At 36.6% G+C, this 19,211-nt stretch carries 19 protein-coding genes and 1 pseudogene; 5 read left to right on the forward strand and 15 right to left on the reverse strand.

Going from position 1 to position 19,211, the window contains the following annotated elements:
• Positions 1–82 precede the first annotated feature (82 nt).
• The 3 genes from MHB45_RS20635 to MHB45_RS20645 all read right to left on the reverse strand — a co-directional run bounded on the left by MHB45_RS20635 (position 83) and on the right by MHB45_RS20645 (position 2,638).
• The gene (locus MHB45_RS20635; RefSeq protein ID WP_340908073.1) at positions 83–577 is read right to left on the reverse strand and encodes a hypothetical protein; all 495 of its coding nucleotides are present in this window, start codon (positions 575–577) and stop codon (positions 83–85) included.
• On the reverse strand, positions 574–759 hold the full coding sequence (locus MHB45_RS20640; protein ID WP_034306238.1) for a hypothetical protein: 186 nt from the start codon (positions 757–759) through the stop codon (positions 574–576). Before MHB45_RS20640 ends, MHB45_RS20635 begins: the two co-directional genes overlap by 4 nt.
• A 967-nt stretch (positions 760–1,726) precedes the next feature.
• Positions 1,727–2,638, reverse strand: coding sequence for a DUF4240 domain-containing protein (locus MHB45_RS20645; RefSeq protein ID WP_048687922.1), 912 nt, complete (start codon positions 2,636–2,638; stop codon positions 1,727–1,729).
• Positions 2,639–3,242: 604 nt separating this feature from the next.
• Here MHB45_RS20645 and MHB45_RS20650 point away from each other — a divergent pair.
• Positions 3,243–3,506 carry a hypothetical protein gene (locus MHB45_RS20650; RefSeq protein ID WP_048680417.1) on the forward strand — a complete coding sequence of 88 codons (264 nt, stop codon included), beginning with the start codon at positions 3,243–3,245 and terminating at the stop codon, positions 3,504–3,506.
• Positions 3,507–3,539: 33 nt separating this feature from the next.
• On the opposite strand, the gene MHB45_RS20655 is transcribed toward MHB45_RS20650, so the two are convergent.
• The 6 genes and pseudogenes from MHB45_RS20655 to MHB45_RS20680 form a co-directional block, all read right to left on the reverse strand.
• Positions 3,540–3,689 (reverse strand): hypothetical protein, encoded by a 150-nt coding sequence (locus MHB45_RS20655; RefSeq protein ID WP_048680414.1) that lies wholly within the window; start codon positions 3,687–3,689, stop codon positions 3,540–3,542.
• Between the two features lie 205 nt (positions 3,690–3,894).
• Entirely contained in the window at positions 3,895–5,034 is a 1,140-nt protein-coding gene (locus tag MHB45_RS20660; RefSeq protein ID WP_072273645.1) for an FtsW/RodA/SpoVE family cell cycle protein, read from the reverse strand.
• Between the two features lie 270 nt (positions 5,035–5,304).
• Positions 5,305–6,011: pseudogene (locus tag MHB45_RS20665) on the reverse strand (cytochrome c biogenesis CcdA family protein).
• A 168-nt stretch (positions 6,012–6,179) separates the two neighbouring features.
• Complete coding sequence (locus MHB45_RS20670) at positions 6,180–6,620, reverse strand: SRPBCC domain-containing protein (RefSeq protein ID WP_048680407.1); 441 nt, start codon at positions 6,618–6,620, stop codon at positions 6,180–6,182.
• Positions 6,621–6,653: 33 nt separating this feature from the next.
• On the reverse strand, positions 6,654–7,001 hold the full coding sequence (locus MHB45_RS20675) for a VOC family protein (RefSeq protein ID WP_072273647.1): 348 nt from the start codon (positions 6,999–7,001) through the stop codon (positions 6,654–6,656).
• A 218-nt stretch (positions 7,002–7,219) separates the two neighbouring features.
• Positions 7,220–8,809, reverse strand: a complete 1,590-nt coding sequence (locus tag MHB45_RS20680) for a bifunctional metallophosphatase/5'-nucleotidase (RefSeq protein ID WP_081088734.1) — start codon at positions 8,807–8,809, stop codon at positions 7,220–7,222.
• Between the two features lie 450 nt (positions 8,810–9,259).
• Between MHB45_RS20680 and MHB45_RS20685 the strand changes: the two genes are divergently transcribed.
• Positions 9,260–9,568 carry a DUF1796 family putative cysteine peptidase gene (locus MHB45_RS20685; protein ID WP_340908074.1) on the forward strand — a complete coding sequence of 103 codons (309 nt, stop codon included), beginning with the start codon at positions 9,260–9,262 and terminating at the stop codon, positions 9,566–9,568.
• 719 nt (positions 9,569–10,287) lie between these two features.
• Positions 10,288–10,650: a hypothetical protein gene (locus tag MHB45_RS20690; protein WP_048680404.1), complete on the forward strand. Its 363-nt coding sequence runs from the start codon at positions 10,288–10,290 to the stop codon at positions 10,648–10,650.
• Positions 10,651–10,780: 130 nt separating this feature from the next.
• Here the strand turns inward: MHB45_RS20690 and MHB45_RS20695 are convergent, their stop codons facing one another.
• Entirely contained in the window at positions 10,781–10,966 is a 186-nt protein-coding gene (locus MHB45_RS20695; protein WP_338566580.1) for a hypothetical protein, read from the reverse strand.
• Between the two features lie 122 nt (positions 10,967–11,088).
• Positions 11,089–11,532 (reverse strand): cell wall hydrolase, encoded by a 444-nt coding sequence (locus MHB45_RS20700; protein WP_034310870.1) that lies wholly within the window; start codon positions 11,530–11,532, stop codon positions 11,089–11,091.
• A 381-nt stretch (positions 11,533–11,913) separates the two neighbouring features.
• Between MHB45_RS20700 and MHB45_RS20705 the strand changes: the two genes are divergently transcribed.
• Positions 11,914–13,095: a YhgE/Pip domain-containing protein gene (locus tag MHB45_RS20705; protein WP_048678943.1), complete on the forward strand. Its 1,182-nt coding sequence runs from the start codon at positions 11,914–11,916 to the stop codon at positions 13,093–13,095.
• Between the two features lie 46 nt (positions 13,096–13,141).
• On the forward strand, positions 13,142–13,672 hold the full coding sequence (locus tag MHB45_RS20710) for a PadR family transcriptional regulator (protein ID WP_340908075.1): 531 nt from the start codon (positions 13,142–13,144) through the stop codon (positions 13,670–13,672).
• 1,047 nt (positions 13,673–14,719) lie between these two features.
• On the opposite strand, the gene MHB45_RS20715 is transcribed toward MHB45_RS20710, so the two are convergent.
• From MHB45_RS20715 to MHB45_RS20730, 4 genes are all read right to left on the reverse strand, one after another.
• Positions 14,720–15,034: a DinB family protein gene (locus MHB45_RS20715; RefSeq protein WP_340908076.1), complete on the reverse strand. Its 315-nt coding sequence runs from the start codon at positions 15,032–15,034 to the stop codon at positions 14,720–14,722.
• A gap of 419 nt (positions 15,035–15,453) precedes the next feature.
• Entirely contained in the window at positions 15,454–16,032 is a 579-nt protein-coding gene (locus MHB45_RS20720) for a TetR/AcrR family transcriptional regulator (protein ID WP_048680032.1), read from the reverse strand.
• A 111-nt stretch (positions 16,033–16,143) separates the two neighbouring features.
• The gene (locus tag MHB45_RS20725) at positions 16,144–17,787 is read right to left on the reverse strand and encodes an amidohydrolase (protein ID WP_048680028.1); all 1,644 of its coding nucleotides are present in this window, start codon (positions 17,785–17,787) and stop codon (positions 16,144–16,146) included.
• 43 nt (positions 17,788–17,830) lie between these two features.
• Complete coding sequence (locus MHB45_RS20730) at positions 17,831–19,198, reverse strand: APC family permease (RefSeq protein WP_340908077.1); 1,368 nt, start codon at positions 19,196–19,198, stop codon at positions 17,831–17,833.
• Positions 19,199–19,211 lie beyond the last annotated feature (13 nt).

The following is a 19,211-nucleotide window of genomic DNA, read 5'->3' on the forward strand; positions in this document are numbered from 1 at the left end:
ACACCCCTTTAGAGGATATTATCCAAAGGAGTAAAACGGTGCAACTTTATTATAAACATCGTGACTTTATTTCAAAGCCACATCATTTTCCCTTTAATTCAGCTAAATAGTGTCTTACGGCACATTCAACTAGTTCATAAACCGTCCTATCATGAATGATTGCTTGTATTTTTAGTTCCTTCATAAGTTCAACATCCATATCGAATGAAGAACGTTTTCTTATAACGTTGGTTCGTTCTATGGTTGGTGCTGATTGTTCGTTCGCTTGTTTGACCTGTTCTTTACCACTTTTTATGCCAACGTTAGAACGTTGGTTGGTATCGTTAATAGGTTCTTTATTTACATTAGTTGAAACTTTTCCTGCTGTTGCAAAGTCATAAATAAGCTGCTCTTGTACCGTTTCCTCGTCACCTTCACCAACAAAATACCAGCCTTTTTTGCCTGAATTTCTATACTCATAACCAGCTTTATTCAATGCTTTTCTTAGTGATTCTTCTGAAAGATGAACATCAGCCCTTTTGGCAATATCCGCTGGTGTATCAGTTTTAATTAACTCCAAGATTTTACCGATTTTCATTTAGTACGCTCACGGGAAAACCAATACTTTGTTTTGATATTTCGATAAGTCCCAATGTCTTTGATCAGCTCGGCAATAAGATCATAACCGCAATATGTATGCCTCAGCGTGCTAAATTCATCCAATGTGACATAATCATCACTCTTTAATTCAACGTGACACTCTCCACAACAAATCCCCATATCCAACACCTCCAATAAGTATATTGATATATTCGTCGAAACTTGGTGGCCATCCTTCTTTCGTACAAAAAACAGGTCTATTGACGGTCCTTTAATGTTTTTTAGTTTTTCAAAATTATCTAGACCTAATTATAAAAAACCTTAATAAATAAAGGAGAGTACATATTAGCCATATATAATATGTACTCTCCTTTTTTCTTTTAGTGAACTAACGCAGAACCAAAAATAAAAAGTAAGAACTCCTTTATCTTTTTGGATTCCATCATTAAATCTTCATCGTAAAAAAGTTGCATGTTTTCATATAAGGAGTGGTGAAAATTTTATAATATTAATGCAAGAACAGTGAAAACCCCATATATATTTAGCACTGTTCTTATAGTAATTTCCTTCGTTTGTGGATTTTTTTCCAAACTACTAATCCTCCCATTTTTCATAATGCTTAAATGACCATACGAATAAACAGGAATAAAGTTTCTTAACAACTGGAAGTTAATGAACTATCCTGCCCCGTTAGTGCCATAAGAAAAAGCTGCCTAAAAGACAGCTCTGATCCTCAGCTAACGCCCCCGTTAGCCATCCATGAAGCGCAAAATTCAGCTCTTCACCACAGAGAATGAAAATTGGTCTCTATGTCGATAATGTTTTAATGGCTGGCGAAGAAGGTCGTTGAACTATGGTGCCTTTGAGCCCATCCGTTAGTCTGACTCCGGCGACCACGGTGTACCACCGACTGTCGCGCCCTTTATGGGTAGCACTCATGGGAGATTAATCCTTTTTTGGTCGTCGCGCCAGCTTCTACTTAATATGCTTTGATTGGAGGTTTTTGTTTAACGATTGACCAAACTCAATCTGATTACTCTTAAGGCTCAGCCCTTTTTTAAAAAGCGTTTTTACTGGGTCTATTTTGTTGTGGTTTTTTCTGGATTTTGAGCTTTTTTAATTTTCATGGGAGTTGAAGATTGCAAAGTTATTTCCAACCTACAACATTTGAGAAAGTCTCATAATCACATCCAGTGATATACTGAAACTCTTTTCCTGTTAGCCTTTCATATGCTTCAGTTGCTATGGAAAGCAATGGTTCGAATGTATTCTCCTTAGGCATAAGTACAGGGCATTCTAGAACCGCATTGAAAAAGCCTTCTCCTTTAGCAATTACTTCACATCGAAGGTATAAAAAAACATCAGGTGAGAAGTAATCATCCTTGTTTTTACTGTATGAATATTCGCCTATGTTTTTTGCGTGTTCCTTTGTGTCTAATAAATAAAGTTTGTAGGACATCGCTTCTTCAAATTGCTTAATATTCCTTACTCCCATTTTCTCAAGCTCTCTAACAGCCACTTCTATAACTTCATCCTCATCATTAACTGACTCCCAATCTAGAAGAGAAATTATGTACCAAAAGGATTCATCTGTCATCATCTTTCTTGGTTTCTGCGGTTTTTCCATTAGTTGTTCAATCTTTCGCTCTTCCTCTAGTATTTCTTTCTCAAAGTTATCTCTGTCATTGATCCAACGCCACTCATAAAGGGCTTCCATACCTGTTGTTTCATCCCAGGTGCCACCATAATTACTTTGTCTCATTTTTTTAGTCCCTTGAATGTTCCCAATGTAAATGAAAGTTCCAGGAATTTTACCATCAAACCAACAAATTGCAGGGGCGTTTTCAAAATAAAAACGGTTTTGCAGAAGAGTTTTACTTAAAACATTATTTTCAATCATTGGGATAGTCTCCCCTATATATGGGGTAGTAGCAAGAAGATAAGAGTTTCGATCACAGTTAACAATTCTTAATGCTCCATATCTCCCATCAGGGAGTTTTACCGCAAATACATCCCCAATTGATACTGTTTGCTTTTTTATCTTTTTTTGATTCTCCAATTGCTCTTCCTCCTGATTTACAAAAGAGTTATGAATTATATGACGTTACAAATGTTTATAAGAATCTTGATATGTGTATATCCATAGGTATATATTTCACCATTTAATTGGGGAATCCTTGTTGAACTAAACTGCCCCGTTAGCCATCCATGAAGCGCAAAATTCAGCGCTTCACCACAGAGAATGAAAATTGGTCTCTATGTCGATAATGTTTTAATGGCTGGCGAAGAAGGTCGTTGAACTATGGTGCCTTTGAGCCCATCCGTTAGTCTGACTCCGACGACCACGGTGTACCACCGACTGTCGCGCCCTTTATGGGTAGCACTCATGGGAGATTAATCCTTTTTTGGTCGTCGCGCTAGCCTTCACTTAATTTGCAATGATTGGAGGTTTTTGTTTAACGATTTACCAAACTCAATCTGATTACTCATAAGGCTCAGCCTTTTTTTAAAAAAGCGTTTTTACTGGGTCTATTTTGTTGTGGTTTTTTCTGGATTTTGAGCTTTTTTAATTTTCATGGGAGTTCATTAAGAAAAGGTTGCTTCAACAACCTCCTTTATTGGTGTAAAGCACGTATTTCCTGGGTTTCTTTGAATGTGGGGTGTTGAGAAAGTATCTTGCTGAAAAGCTCGAGACTTATCTTTTTATTCAGCTACCTAAGCCAAGTGAGTATCCAAATGTTTTAAAAATTTCTGCTGGAGATTACTGGTGTATCCAAAATAACGGTTGGTCTATTGATTCTGCTTCTGAAATTTTTAGTGAGGAATGGATATCTGATGATGAGTTTTTTGTCACCGAATCTGAAATTTATGGGAATAATAAACTCTATCATCAATTGAAAAAAGAACTTCGAATAAGAAAAACATAGGGAGATTTTAGTCTTCCTATGTTTTCATTCATATTATTTATCTGTTTGTTTTTGCTTCTTTTTCAAATACTCCGCACGTATTTTTTCAAGTTGCTGCTTTTTATCAAATTTGGCAGGCTTCTGTTTTTCATGAAACTTTGTCACAGCTACCTTACCTTTGGTATCCAATTGATATTTTCCCACTTTGTTCACCTACTTTTCTTGTCTTTAAAGAGAATCTATTCACAAATATAATATACCTTATTTTACTGAAGTAAACCTTATTACTTTATTGTGTACTGGTAACTTTGTATATATCAGTAAAAACATTAAAAACTCAGTAAATAATTTACCGCCAAATGGTCTTAATAAAAATTTACCTAGAATTAATCCTGAATACTTAGCCATCTTAATCAAACATAAATGTTTTTTTTCGATAGCTTATTGAAAAGACTAACCCCATCGCTAACATATTACCAATTAATGAGCTTCCTCCATAACTTATAAAAGGTAAAGGTATTCCTGTTATGGGTACTAGGCCTATATTCATCCCGATATTCTCAAAAACATGGAAAAAAATCATGGAAGTAACACCAGTGCATATGTAAGATTCAAAACTATTTTTTACCTCCAGAGCTAACTTCACTATACTCGAAATAAGGAGAAAATAAATTGTTACTAAAATACTAGCTCCAAAGAAACCATATTTAGAAGAAATAACACTAAATATAAAATCCGTATGTGCTTCTGGAACATATATACCCTTTTCCAGATAACCATATACCCCTCCTGAACCAATGGCTAGTAATGCTTTTGTTAGATTATAGCCTTCACCTGATGCATAAGATTCTGGATCAATCCAAGCATAAATTCTTCCTAATTGATATGTTGCGAATCCCATTGATTGAAGCATTTCAGGGTTGAAAAAGACTAGGTATATAAGAATACTAGAAATTAAGGAAATGATAATAAAAATAACACTGATAATTTTCCATGATATTCCCGAAACAATAAAAATCCCTGTAAAAATACATATTAATACTAAAGACGTACCTAAATCTGGTTGTAGCATAATTAATAGTATAGGAAGAACTGTAGCAGCTCCCATCTTAATTAACAGTAACAAATCTGTTTTTAAAGTTTTATCTAAATATTTTTCATGATGTTTTTGTACTAAGAAACTTAAACAAATTATCAAAGATATTTTTGTGAATTCAGCTGGTTGCAGAGATCCGATTCCCGGAAGTTGAAACCAACTTTTGGCTCCATTTATTTCACGAGCAATTGATTCAGGTGCCAAAATTAACGCGATTAATAGAATGATGCTAAATGAGTAAATAAACCAATTCAAGCGAAAGATCTGTTCAGAATCTAAATACATAATTCCTGCAATTATTCCGATTCCTACAATATACCAGGTTATTTGTCTAAATAAAAAATTCCCTTCATATTGACCAAAATCTTGAGCATTTAATATAGCTATACAACTTGTTATAAATAGTAAAAGTAAAAGTGTAATTAGGTTGTAATCCAACTTTGAATTTTTCATTTTTTCCCCTTGTAAATATTTTCTTATATTGTAACTTAACTTAATTATACTAAAAACGTAATTTTTTTAAATAAAAGCACTTTTATTGTTCATACATTCTAGGTATACAATTGAATAAAAGCATGAAGGATAACCAATAAAAAGAATGTTATCTTTTTTTGTTATACGATTTTATTTACACATTATTTCACAAAAAGTAATTAAAAGTATACAAGTAATTCATTAGCAACCTTCATTATTGAAGTAAAGCACCGGTTAGTTCTATAAGCATTAGAAACCCGTAAAGCCACCAAATACATTATTTGTTAGAAAAGATGTAATCTTGGCCATCCAATCAAAAAATAAGACAATCCCCATAATAACTGTTATATAGCCACCAAATTGAGTTATTTTGTGGTTATATTTTTTTATCCATCCTGATTTCCCTATAAAAAATACATTGTTAAGAAAGGTATGGAAAACCCAAGAATATAAGCAATCATATATATTAAACCTTGTCCAGTCGATAAACCAAGGGTTACGATGGCACCTAATATGGGTCCAATGCAAGGAGTCCAACCAGCAGCATAACCTATCCCAATTAAAATAGAACCTATATAACCAGATGGGCGTTTTTTAAAATTTATTTTTCTGTCCATCATCAAGAATTTAGGTTGAAAAACCCCAACAATCATTAAACCAAAAATAATTATCAAAATAGCCCCTACTTGTCTAATTAAATCAATATATTCATAAAAGAGATCGTAAATAAAAGAAGTGGATAACCCTAATATTACAAAGATAATAGAAAAACCGATCAAAAAGAATAAGGTATGAAGCATTGGTTTGCGGTTTAATTTGTTATTATCTTCTTTTAATTCACTTATTGATAATCCTGTAATATAAGATAAAAACGCAGGGTATAAGGGTAAACAGCAAGGAGATATAAAAGATAGTATCCCTGCACCAAAAGATAAAAGAATATTTAAGTCTCCCAATCTTATTTCCTCCAATTTCCGCTTCTCCATTCTGTATAACTTTACCATATATGCCTATACCCTTGTTGAACTATTCTGCCTTTAGCTCCATAAGAAAAAGAGCTGCCGAAGCAACTCCTTTTGAATTAAAGCACCTTTGAGTTCATTAGGAAATCCAGGTATGTCTAATCAGCCAAGATTTTCGGATAACTTCTTAATTATTTGTTTAGAATTAGATGCAAATTCCACAGATGCATCATAATACATTTTTCCGTCTTTAATCAGGGAGAAATCACCAATCTCGATTCTTAGCAGAGTACTATCGCCTTTATCTTTTAAGTGATAATTATATGCGACATCACCTTCATTCGGTTTTACTTCCCAATTTGAAACGTGCAAAGCGATTTTTAATTCTTTCTGCACAACTGCTCTAATGATTTTAGTGATTGACTGACCGCCATTAGGGATATCCCAAATCACCTTACTTCCCTCGGTCATATCTTCATTAGGATAATTTTCTGGTAGTTCATCCCATTCTGCAACGTATTTGGGTTTAGTTAGCACTTCCCAGACTTTCTGAGAATTCGCCTCAATGAGTATCTCATCTCTTACAATTAGCTGTTCGGTCATTTGTAGAACTCCTTTCAAATGAATTACAACTCGTTATTTCTCCCAAAGCTCGATCAGTCGGCCTTCAGGATCTTCAATCCAAATAAACTTTCCAAATTCACTAATCTCCTTTTTCTTTGCAAGAGGTACACCAATATGTTCAAGATGCTTAATAGTCTCGTTAAGATTATGTACTTCGAAATTTAACATCACTTGTTGTTCTGTTGGAAAATAACTGTCATTCTCGGTAAAGAAAGAAAAGATCGTTTCATTTCCTAATTGCGGTTTTATCACAGTCCCATTCCAATTTTCTATTTCAAGCTTCAACACTTCACTGTACCACTTTTTTACAGATTCAAGATTATTAGTTCTCCAAAATATTCCTCCGAAACCTTTTATCATCGTATCTAACTCCTGTCTGTCATCCAATTTTCATCTATCGATTACATTAGATATTCGAGATTTACGTTTCAAGTTCCTTCTTCAACTATACTGCCCCTTTAGTTCATTACTATATTTCCCTAGGATGAAGGCAAATTCCTTGTTGTTGAACTAACGTGCTTACATTAGGGAAAAGGCGTTCCTGCTTATTACAGAAACGCACCCGTTATGTTTCCCCTTCATTCTTTCAATGAATGGGGAGGATACTTCTGTTGGATATGACGTATAAGTGCAGTGACAACTTGCGGACCGGATTCTACGAGCCTGCCTTGTTCAAATGCAGTGAAGTTATCACCGCCTGAAGCTAAATAATTACTAACCGCTACTTCATATTCGTTGTTTGGCTGAATCTCTTGACCCTTCTTGTCTTTCAGCACAACAACCTTGCTGCCAATTGGAGCTTTGGCTTCCCAATCATACGTTAAGCCAACCGTTTGTAACCTATTTTCATATTCCTTCGTCCACTGCTGTTCTAAAGCAAGTTTTATCTGCTCTCCTGTTAAAATTAACTTACTGACACTATGACCCATAGGCACGTTGGTATAAAGGTCTTCTACCGTGATCTTCCCTTTTTTTAAGCTTTTCCGCATTTCGCCTTGATGGACAAAAGCAATATCTACCCCCATGGCTTCGCGCTCAGATTCTGCAATCATTTTCGCTAATGGGGATTCACCGTTTGCATCTTGATTTCGTCTGATTTCTTCCGGCATTTCCCCTATTACCTGATTAAATTTGCTCCCTAATCTTTTTCTATATTTATTTAGAAGAGCAACCGTTTCTTCATCCGGTTTTATATGTTGATGTGAAGTGGCAATGATCTTTGCTTGTTTCTTAACAATAATTTTAGAATGCGGGTCAATTTCAAGATTTACTTGAGAAAAGGCTTTCCCATTAGAATAAGCTTGAACGATCAGTTTACCGGCTGCAACGGTATTGGCATATTCATGGCTGTGACCCGCAAAAATGACATCTACCTCATCATCGATTTTTGGAGCCATCTCCATTAAAGCTCCAGTGGAATTTGCTCCTGCCTTTTCTGATTTAGCTGAATTATGTGCCAGTACAACAATCACTTTGATCCCTTTATCCTTTAAAATCTTTACGGTTCGGTTAATAGCTGAAATTTCATCCGTAATTTCTACCTCTTTTCGATTTTCAGGGGACACATACATGTTGGTCTCTTTTGTGACCACACCGATAAATCCAATATCAATTCCGTCCATTTGTTTAATAACATACGGTGGTAACAATGGAAGGCCCGACTTTCTGTCGATGATATTTGCAGAACTGTAAGCAGTATTGGCACCTTGAAAATACCCTGTTTTTTTATTGAATCCTCCATGAATAAGACGTTTCATTTCATTTACGCCTTCGTCCAATTCATGATTTCCAGGTGTCCCGACATCAAAGTGCAGGAGGTTTAAAAATTCAATCGTGGGTTCGTCTTGAAATTGAGAAGAGATTGGAGGGCTTCCTCCTACCATATCACCAGCATGAACAAGTAATGTATTTGGGTTTTCTTGTTTATATTTTTTTAAATAGGCAGCCAAGTATTCAGCACCGCCTGCCATGGTTCCTGAAACCAATTGATATTTGTTTAGTTGGCCGTGAAAATCATTAACGCCTAATAATTGTAGTTGAATGTAGCGGTTGGATGTGGAATGATTCGTTGTGGGATGATTGGATGAGAAAGCAGTGATTTTATAAGATACGAAAATGATGATAAATACCAAGATGAACAAAGAAGTTATGGCCTGAAATTTTGACAACTTCGGATCCCTCCCTCTAGATGTAAATTAAGAATAACTCTAGAATTTTATATCCGTATAAAGGGACCGTGATTTTTTGTTATGTTTTATATAATAATTATTAAATTAACCCCGTACATGCATATCTTTTAAAAGAAATATGTTAGGATTTTGAGCAGCAACAGTGTTATTTAGAAAGGCTCCCATTTTCCTTCCATTATTTGTTCTAAAATAACGGATCCAATAAATAAAGGAACAGCTGATCAGTTCCAGGTGTTCAAAAATAAAGTACGCTTTAGTTTATGTACAATATTTCACAAATTTGCTTTCGGCAGAAGGAAAGTTTGGTATCTTACTCCTATAGTTCAACAATGAAAAAAAGGCTTCCGTGGAAACCTTATAACCTTTTCTTAAGTTCAATCAAATAGAATGGCTCTGTTATAGAATATTAAAAAGCGGAGGAGTGATTATTTGAATTTATCGGAGATAAAAGGATCTTATGAATTGATCGCTGGTTTGGGCAGCTGGTGCGGTCCTGCCCTCCATACAAAGAGGTATGATTTAAGAAGGAATTCATTTCCCTTGGATTGGGATCAATCTAGTTTCCTCCCTGAAGTAAATAGATTATTAAAGAATAAATTTGAGGGATATATGGAGTTAGAAAATATGCATGAGAAAAATATACTCGCTCATTTTGTTGATGAAGGAAATGTTGTTCTTGAACCAGGGGTACTCAACCATCAAAAGCACATTTTATTCATGATAGCCACTATAAGATAGATTCCGTCCATGATTTTCCGAAGATACCAAATCAAGATTGGACTGTTCAATATCCAGCATTTAAAAATAAGCTGAATCACCGCATCCAAAATTCCCTTACAAAAATCCAGCAAAGTTAAAATACATTATTCATCAGATATGAGTGGTCAGCGGCGAACTATGAAGATATTATCGAATTAAAATCCATTTTATCTCAACTTACAACGGGTAAGTTTACCCTGTTGATTATGCAGCCAGTAGATAGTGGTTTAACAGGAGTTAAAGACATGAACTGGCCCCATGATGGGATTTGCTTTGTACATGTTCCTCGCAGTAATCCCATTGATAATGCCATTTGGGATCATGTTTTACAAGGAATATCTTTAACGAATTAAACATAAAGGCAGGGTTTCCTGGCTTTTTTTTATTAAATAATTTCTATTTACTATGCAAAATGAAAAGTTGCTTTTCTCATCGCGCACGCTGAAAATTAATGGCTATTGCACCCAGATCGTACTTATTAAGCTTCTGCACCCAATTAATTTAATTGAATTATAACGATCGTGATTTATATGTTGATAATGCAGTATAAGAAAAGTGCTGAGGAGCCCTAATAAAAAGCTGTACTGTTCCTTGTTACCGGAAAGCAAGACCCCTATATGGATGTTTAAAAAATTGGCCCATAGCACAATAATATAGGCAACGTATGCTGTCTTTATTGCCAAAGGAGGAGTATCCATTTGAAGATTTCTTCAATATCGTTCATAGAACCTCCCGTTTATCATGAATTCCCTGCCCTCTATGAAGGTTTAGGGCTGCCTGAGTTATCTTCATTCATTCAGCAGCGATTTGAATTTGCATATACCTTGGGGAAAGCCGAAAGAACGGGGCTTGCTAGCATCCGCTTTTATAAACGCCAGGGGGATTTCGAAGTACATATACCTGATAAGATGCCAGGAGTGGGTCCAATAAAGCTTCGGGAACTAAAGGGGTTGTTACTGGAGAAAGCCAAAACGGCATTCATCGAAAATATTGAATCCGAACCCCAAAAAAGAAAGGTCTACTACGCCGAATTTCGCCGCCCTGGGAAAGATGCTGATTAAATGTGCTTTCCGACAAACTGGAGCCTGTTTGAGGAAAATCATTGTTTTCTTGTTGAATTTGTTTTTATAAAAAGGGTTCGTACATTAACTTCCCCTCTAAAAAAAGGTTGCCGCAGCAACCTCCCTTGTTTTAATAATCCTCCTTATTTTCATTATCCAAATCATCATCAAGAAAAGACTTTTTATCTTCTTTCATTCCATACTTTTTTTCAAGAAATTGACCAATAATTGAATGGTTAATTCCTCTTCTCACTGCTGTTTCAATAACTATATAGAGAATGAATCCCCCAACAATATAAAATATTATAGCCTTCACTAAAAATCCCCCAAACAACAACTCATTCCCCCTTTATTTTACCAAAAAAAACCTATTGGAGTGCCCGATTGTTGCATAAAAAAAAGGAGCTGCTGATCTGCTCCTTGAAATGAAATAACAGCCTAACCTCCTGTATAAACACTTTCACATGTTCCAGGTTTTGGTTCATAATAACAATGATTTTTAAATTGACCCGCAAAAGGTTGATCGTACCATGTCGGAGGGCATGGAGCATATGGATTAAAATACCAAAGTGCATATTTCCCTGGGTGTTGCCTCCAATAATCCAAATTCTGTTTTGCTAATCTTTTTTCAGCAGTTCTCGCTCTTTGATAAAATACATTCCCTTTTTGAACAGCTTCAAAAGAATAATTTCCTCCTTGTACATGAAAAATGACTTGTGGAATTGTTCTTAACTCTTTAAAGTCTAAACAATTTGCCTTAAGACGATTAACAATTACATTTCCAACATACAACATTCCTTGCAGTCCTTCACCTTCGGCTTCAGCTCTCATCATCCTTGCCATTAAATCAACGTCTGAACTTCGATAACTTACTCTCGGCATTTTTTCACCCCAAATATATCGTATGAAAAACAGCCTGCACTAATGTCATTATTTGCGAAAATGACACTCTCCTTCAGTAGAGGCTGTTATTAACTCGTTTAGTAACACCGAGAAAATGGGTGTCTTAATGGAATGAAATCAAGATCCTATATGCTAGTCAGAGAAGGATTTTTTTTGCACACAAGGTTGCCGAAGGAATCTAAATAACAAATTCCCCCCAACAGTGTCGGGGGTTTTTCTTTTGAATAAGGAAACATAAAATTTTTCGATTGACTTTATGTAAAAAATAAAATAAAATTCTAAGTACTTCTTTTAAACTACTCTAACTTGAGTACTTTAAATCGAGTAATATACTTTAAAATAAAAGGATGGATTCAACATATGAAATTTACTGCATTCTTAAAAACACGAGGTGCAACAGCGGCAATCTTTATGGGGATTTTCTATGCAATTGCCATGCTAGGCATCTTCTTGCCTGGGTATACAGCCATTCCAGGAAATGTCGATAAATTACCTATCGCCATCATCAATGATGATGCTGGTAAAAATGGTGCAATGATCGCCGAAAATTTACAAGAAAATTTACCCTTTAAAGAAATCGAGACGGATATAACAAATAAACAAGCCTTAAAAGATTTGGAGCACAATGATTTAGCATTAATCGTACACATCCCAAAAACCTTCTCTGAAAACATTCAAAAAGGTGAAGCGTCATCAAGCATCGACTTTACAATCAATGAGGCAGGCGCAACAGTCGTTTCTTCTACCATGAATTCTGTCGTAACTGAAATTAACAGTCAGTTAAGCACACAATTCTCGCAACAAACAGCTCAGGGCGTATTGATGAACTTTAATGTACCAGAAAAGCAAGCTGCTGAATTAGCGGAAAAGATTGAGAAATCCTATGTAGGAAATGTCGTTACAATCAACGAAATACCCGATGGCATGAATCATAATATGCTGCCGATGTTCTTAACAATGGCCGGTTATGTAGGGGCAATGATCGGGGCCATGCAATTAGTAAGTGCATTTAGAGCCAGCCGGGGAAAAGCAAGCAAAACACGGTTATTCGCTTATGTGCAAATGGCTGCATTATTGATTGCCGTGGTTTCATCAATCATCGCTGTAGGTGTAGCCTATTTAATTGACAAGCCGAGCGGTGACCTATTCTTTGGTATAGTAGGTCAACAAATACTGAACTATATGGTATGTTTTAATTTCACCGCGATTTTAATCTTCTTATTTGGTGAAGGCGGCATGATTTTAAACTTACCGATTTTATTAATGCAAACAATAGCGAATGGTGCCACCATCACACGTGATATGATGCACGCACCATATGAATGGATGAGCCACATTTCACCGATGTATTACTCGGTTCAAGCTTACTTTGCAAACCTATTTGGCAGCATCAGTCCAAGTCCGTATATTTGGTCAATGGCTGCGGTAGGTGCCGGTGCGATGTTAATTAATATGGCTATTGTCGCGTTTTTACACAAACCGATGCCAGTACAGGTTTCTGAAACAGAAGTTGAAAAGAAAGCGGCAGAAATCACAGCTTAGGTTTTGCTACAATAAGGAGATAATACTTCTTAAAGGAGCGTAGAAAATGTCTATTCAAATTTTTATATTGAGCAAGCTGATGGAGGATAAAAATTATCCTTATAAATTAAAAAAGCAGCTTTCAGAACCCATTCCATTGGATCGCCTGGGCGGGTTAACGGAAAGTAAACTGTACTACCATTTTGAATCATTGGTGAAACAAGGTTTAGTCGAGCCAGTTGAAGTGATAAAAGAAGAACATCGGCCTGATAAACAGGTATTTGCGATTACGGATAAGGGTCGCGAAGAACTACCCAAAAAAATCTATAAGTTATTTGAAAATGCGGATGAAATCAAGGATATGATTGTTGGTTTAGCCAACATCAAGTATGTGGACCGGGATAATGTAGTAGATATATTAGAAAGAAAAGTAAATTCCATCAAGGCTATTTGGGAGCAGCTTGGGAATTTCGAGCCAGAACCTAAAGGCAACGAGAATATTCGTGAATTTTTAGCTGGTTATTTTTCGACCAGAACAGATCACACAATATCTTGGTTTGAAGAGTTAATCAAAAGGATTAAGACAAAGGAATTGTGAGTTTACTTGTAGGCAAATTCGAGTTGATTTCAGAAATGCGCTCCCTTTCCGCCAACTGTCTGCCAAGCCGCATCAAAGCAAGCGACTGTGAAGTCTCGGCTAGCCAGTTTTTCGGCAGGAGTGTCGCATATTTCTTCCATCCAATGACTGTTTCTTCCCAAATGCACAGAAGCCCAATCGCATAACCAAAAATAAAAGCTATGTGAAATCTTATATTCACATAGCTTTTCTGTAGACAAATTCGAGTTGATTTCAGAAATCCGCTCCCTTTCCGCCGACTGCCTGCCAAGCCTCCTCGGCACAAGCGCCTGTGGGGTCTTGGCTAGCCAGTTTTTCGGCAGGAGTGTCGCATATTTCTTCCATCCAATAAGGAGTACAGAAAAAAAATTTAAAGGATAAACTAAACTTGGTTCGGAATAGCCCAGCCTGCAGTTTTTATTTTAAAAAACGTTTCAGTTGATTGGAACGTAAGGTACGAGACTCCTGCGGGAAAAGCGTGGCCAAGGGAGACCCCGCAGGCCACGCCGAGGAGGCTCCCGGACCGCCCGCGGAAAGCGAGTGCCTGGAGTGGAAATCAACGATCAGATTTACTACCCTCAAAAACGTTCGAGTTGATTTCAGAATCCCGCTCCCTTTCCGCCAACTGTCTGCCAAGCCGCATCAAAGCAAGCGGCTGTGGGGTCTCGGCTAGCCAGTTATTCGGCAGGAGTGTCGTAAATTTCTTCCATCCAATGAGGGCTTCTTCTCTATAAAAAGTAGGATTATTGTTTTTCAGGTATAAAATACGGGAACGTCCGATTTGGGCGTTCCCGTTCTTATTCCATTAAAGCTCCCTATAATTGAATTACTGTAAAGCTAATGCAGCATTTTTAAAAGCTGCGTTTCTCTGGCCATACTCCTTGCATTTTACTAAGGAATACAATTTGCCCAATATGATATGCATCGTGCATGGCTAAACTCTTCAGTTCAAGCACTAATGAATTATCTTCTCCCGGGACCTGTCTATACAAATCTTGATGTTCTGATTTTGCTAGTATTTTTCCAAGTTCACGATGAACATAAAAGTATTCTTGTTATTTCTTTCCAATTTTCTAACGTCTCATTTGGTAAACGAAATGTAGAATCATTATTTTCTGCCTGTGGTTCATTCTCTGTTTCACCAAGAAACCGCATCAGAAATCTCTTTTCATAGAAAAGTAAATGACAAACTAATTCCCAAATGGAATTCATTACCCCATCAGCTGGTTTCCAAATTGCCTGTTCAAAAGTAATATCCTCTAGCACTTTTTCAAGTGGTGGAAACCAGTCTTCTTCATCTAAGCAGCTTGCCCATTGTTGTAACAAAAGGGTCTTTACATCCATTTTCCATTCCCCCCATTTAATCCCTTTAATAGATAATCCCTTTGGTCAACATTCATTTGCGACGTGTTTTAGATAACTAACCAAGGTGTCATGCTAATTCCTTGTCCAATTAATCTGGCCCTTTAACGGAACAATGAACGTTCTGTTGTTTGGAAAATTCTGATAATACCAGTTTATCATAAGTTGTGTTGACTGAGAAAGAACAACTGACCATTTTGGGAATCGTTTTATATGTTTGATGGGGATTTTCCAATTTCAGGGTATCGGAAGAGACTTCGATTATTAGGCGCGATACTCCTGCGGGAGAAGCGTGTCCAGTGGAGACCCCACAGGCGCATAGGCGCCGAGGGCGGACCGCCCTCGGAAAGCGAGTGCCTGGAGCGTAGATCTAGTTTTAGAGCATGAACTTTTTGAACATATCATCCACTTAGTCCATACCAAAAGTTTTCCCATATATTCTGAATTCTAGGTTCCATATTCTCTTTACCATAATAAGAAAATTCCATGAATATCCCATCAATCAAACAGAAATAGGACATGATTAAGTTCTCGACTTTCCCTTGGCGTATTTCTTTTTTGTCGATTCCTTCGACAAAGATAGCATGTAAGATAGCGGAAAATGATTCTTCAGATCTAAGGAAACTTTCATTTAAGATGTGCTTCAAATGCTCCGGCGGGAAGATCATTGCCCTCTTTAAAAATGTTGCTTTATCTTCATGGTTTTTATAATAATTACAAGTATCAAGAAGGATGTGTTTTAACTTTTCTTCAGAAGAGAGGGTATTTATCTCTTCGACAAATTGTTCGACCTGGTGTATATGCTCTTCCAGGATTTCTTCAAACAGACACAAGAAAAGGTCATCCTTATTTTTGAAATGGTTATAGATTGAGGGTTTTTGTATACCTACCCTCTTGGCAATTTCCGATAAAGCAGTTCCCTCGTATCCGTACTTGGTAAAAAGAGTCAAGGAAATGTTTTTAATTTCATTTTTTGTCATAATGAGCCTCCAAACTATCCAACGTCAGTTAATTTCATTATAAACTCATTTCCTTTTTTAAACTAAATATTTAACACCTTGGAACATGGTTCTTTCTCTAAAAGATAAGAATTAGAATATGCTTGATAAAGAGGTTTCTTCGCTTTTATACACAACTTTCCCATCGTTTATTGTAAGTTCCACTTTGGTTTTGAGCACTTCACTTTCTGGAATATCAAATAGATTTCTGTCTAAAACCACAAGGTCAGCAAGTTTCCCCTCTTCTATTGTACCTAGCTCGTGCTCCCTGAAACATCCATAGGCTGAGCCATATGTATATGCTTGCAATGCCTCTGCCAAAGTGAGTTTTTGTTCAGGGTGCCATGTGTTTTGTGAATCTCCGCTACTATCCACTCTAGTAATCGCAGTATATATTTGGCGCATTGGATTTAATGAGATGGAAACCGGAAAGTCTGTTCCTAAAGCTAAAGATGCACCTGTATTTAATAGCGACTTCGTCAAGAACACATTTTTTTCCCTTTCAGGACCTATTATTGAAGAATATACCTCTCTTGATGAAGCAGCCATGTGATCAGGCTGCATCGAGGCAATGACCCCCAGTTTTGAAAAACGTTCAATGTCATCCGAATCGATTACTTCAATATGCTCGATTGTATGCCTTGAGTCTCTTTTTCCATTCTTTCGTACAGCTTCTTCAAAAGCATCTAAAGCTAAACGAATTGCCGCATCTCCAATAGCGTGAAACCTGATTCTAAATCCAAGTTCATCGGCTTTAACAACCCGATCAATCAATACTTCTGGATCTAGCGCTGGATGACCGCAAATATCCAATTGATCGGAGTAAGGTTTCAGGAAGTAAGCGGTATGACCCGTGACTGTTCCATCAACGAATTGTTTTAATCCTGAGAATTGTAGTTTCTTTGATTCATATTTATTTCTCAGTATTTGAGCTTTGTCCAAATTGCCATCCAATTCAGGAGTGATATGAAATCTAGTCGATAATTCTCCTTGCTTATCCAATTTCTCAAAAAGATCATAGTCTTGAAGGAAGTCATCTATTGGCGCAAACAAATCGTTTACAGAAGTAATCCCATATTGCGATAACAATCGTAAAAACTCTTTTAATATCGTTTCTTTTTTATTTTGTGTTAACCGTAATGCCTCTTTTAAAACGATTTGCTGGGCTTCTTCATATAAAATTCCAGTAAGTAAACCATTCTTATCTCTTTCATAGCGACCAAAATCCGGATCACGTATTTCCTCAGTAACTCCTGCTAATTCCATGGCCTTACTGTTTACCCATGTATAATGACCTTCAGCATGAAAAAGAACGACAGGACGATCTGGAATGACAGCGTCAAGGATTTTATAATGGGGCTCTTGTTTATCATGCCAATAACCTGCGTCCCATTGCATGCCGATAATCCATTCTTCCCCAGGACATTCTTTAGAAAATTCCAGTACTTTTGCAGCCACTTCTTGAGCTGACCTGGCTTCAAATAAATTAATGCTAGTTAAACTTAGTGCACTGAACATAATGTGGAGATGAAAATCATGAAATCCAGGCATAATCAATTGATTTCCATAGTTAAATACTTTTGTCCCACTTCCTATAAAATGTTCAATCTCTGCTTTTGATCCCACACTCAGAATTTTGTTACCTAAGATAGCTATTGCCCCAGACATTGGCTCATGTGTAAGCCCTGTGAAAATAGCATCGCTGGAAAGTACAATATCCGCTTTTTTAATAGTCATGGAGTTTACCCCTTTTCATTCAAAATAATAAAACAGTAACTGATCATTGCACTAGTTTTACATCGAATTCTTCTTTTTGCTCTGCAAAATTCAGTTCAGGAGGACGTTCCTTAAACATTTTTGTTAAGTACAATAAGTAAATGAACCCTACTGTCATCCAAGTGATTCCTAATGCTAATGAATGGATATCCAACTTTGTCATAAACCATATAGTTATGCCGGTGCCTATTAAGGGAAGAAGAACATATAAAATGATACTTTTAGGAGCTCTCTGCTTCTGTCTCACAAAATAATGGAAAAGCACAGCAAGATTAACGAAGGTAAAAGCAAACAGTGCTCCAAAATTAATGAAAGAAGTGGCCGTTGCGATATCCAAAAATACGGCGCTCATTGCAATACAAGCAATGATCAAGATATTGAATATGGGCGTTTGAAATTTTGGAGAAACATATCCGAAAATCCGCTTAGGCAGAACATTATCTCTCCCCATTGCATACAAAATCCGGGCTCCGCTGCCTCCTGAAGCTATTGCAGAAGCAGTAGCGGATGTCACTACGACAGAAATGAACAAACTATTCAGAAAATTACCCCCGGTATAAATCATGATATCGACTATAGCTGTATCAGGGTTCTTAAAAGCATTGAAATTCGGGAAAATCGATTGTGCAAAATAGGTAGCTGCAACAAATAATAACCCTCCAATCAATGTCGTAGCATAAATAGCTTTAGGAAGTGTTTTTTTTGGATTTTTGGTTTCTTCTGCAAGTGTAGTAACCGCATCAAACCCAAGAAAACTAAAACATAATAAAGGTACAATCGAAAGCAGATTATTAATATTCACGGCTGGACTAAAAAAAGGATCTTTAGAAAACAACTCTCCGGTGCCTTTTCCTGCTAAAAGTCCATTTATGCAAAGCAGGCTGAAGATCATGATAAAAAGAAATTGAAGTATCACCAAAAAGGTATTCACATTTGCAGCGACCTTAATCCCAAAAATATTAATCGCTGTCACAGCAATGATAAAGGAAATGATAACGGCAACGATAGGAATACCAGGGAAGTAAGCATTCACCATAATCCCAAAAAGTAAAGCGCTGATCATAGGACTGAAAAGATAATCCAATAAAATCACCCATCCTACCAGAAAACCAAGGTGTGAGTTAATTCCTTTCTGCACAAAGGTATAAGCTGAACCGGTAGTGGGATATACCTGAACCATTTTTGCGTAACTATATGAAGTGAATAGCATGACAATTAACGCGATTATGTATGCTGTCGGAATCATTCCATGGGTACGGTCAATAGCGATGCCATATGTGCTAAAGACTGTCACAGGCGCCATAAAGGAAAGTCCAAATACAATTACATATCTTGTATTCAGTGAACGCTTAAGCTCGGGTAATCCTTTCATCGCAAAGAGGTGC

It is taken from the genome of Peribacillus sp. FSL K6-5616 (assembly GCF_038008245.1).
Classification (GTDB): Bacteria; Bacillota; Bacilli; order Bacillales; family DSM-1321; genus Peribacillus; species Peribacillus frigoritolerans.

Coding starts and splice junctions, on each gene's coding strand:
- MHB45_RS20635 (WP_340908073.1), bottom strand. CDS start 577: ATGAAAATCGGTAAAATCTTGGAGTTAATTAAAACTGATACACCAGCG.
- MHB45_RS20640 (WP_034306238.1), bottom strand. CDS start 759: ATGGGGATTTGTTGTGGAGAGTGTCACGTTGAATTAAAGAGTGATGAT.
- MHB45_RS20660 (WP_072273645.1), bottom strand. CDS start 5,034: ATGAAAAATTCAAAGTTGGATTACAACCTAATTACACTTTTACTTTTA.
- MHB45_RS20670 (WP_048680407.1), bottom strand. CDS start 6,620: ATGACCGAACAGCTAATTGTAAGAGATGAGATACTCATTGAGGCGAAT.
- MHB45_RS20675 (WP_072273647.1), bottom strand. CDS start 7,001: ATGATAAAAGGTTTCGGAGGAATATTTTGGAGAACTAATAATCTTGAA.
- MHB45_RS20700 (WP_034310870.1), bottom strand. CDS start 11,532: ATGCCGAGAGTAAGTTATCGAAGTTCAGACGTTGATTTAATGGCAAGG.
- MHB45_RS20705 (WP_048678943.1), top strand. CDS start 11,914: ATGAAATTTACTGCATTCTTAAAAACACGAGGTGCAACAGCGGCAATC.
- MHB45_RS20710 (WP_340908075.1), top strand. CDS start 13,142: ATGTCTATTCAAATTTTTATATTGAGCAAGCTGATGGAGGATAAAAAT.
- MHB45_RS20715 (WP_340908076.1), bottom strand. CDS start 15,034: ATGGATGTAAAGACCCTTTTGTTACAACAATGGGCAAGCTGCTTAGAT.
- MHB45_RS20720 (WP_048680032.1), bottom strand. CDS start 16,032: ATGACAAAAAATGAAATTAAAAACATTTCCTTGACTCTTTTTACCAAG.
- MHB45_RS20725 (WP_048680028.1), bottom strand. CDS start 17,787: ATGACTATTAAAAAAGCGGATATTGTACTTTCCAGCGATGCTATTTTC.
- MHB45_RS20730 (WP_340908077.1), bottom strand. CDS start 19,198: ATGAAAGGATTACCCGAGCTTAAGCGTTCACTGAATACAAGATATGTA.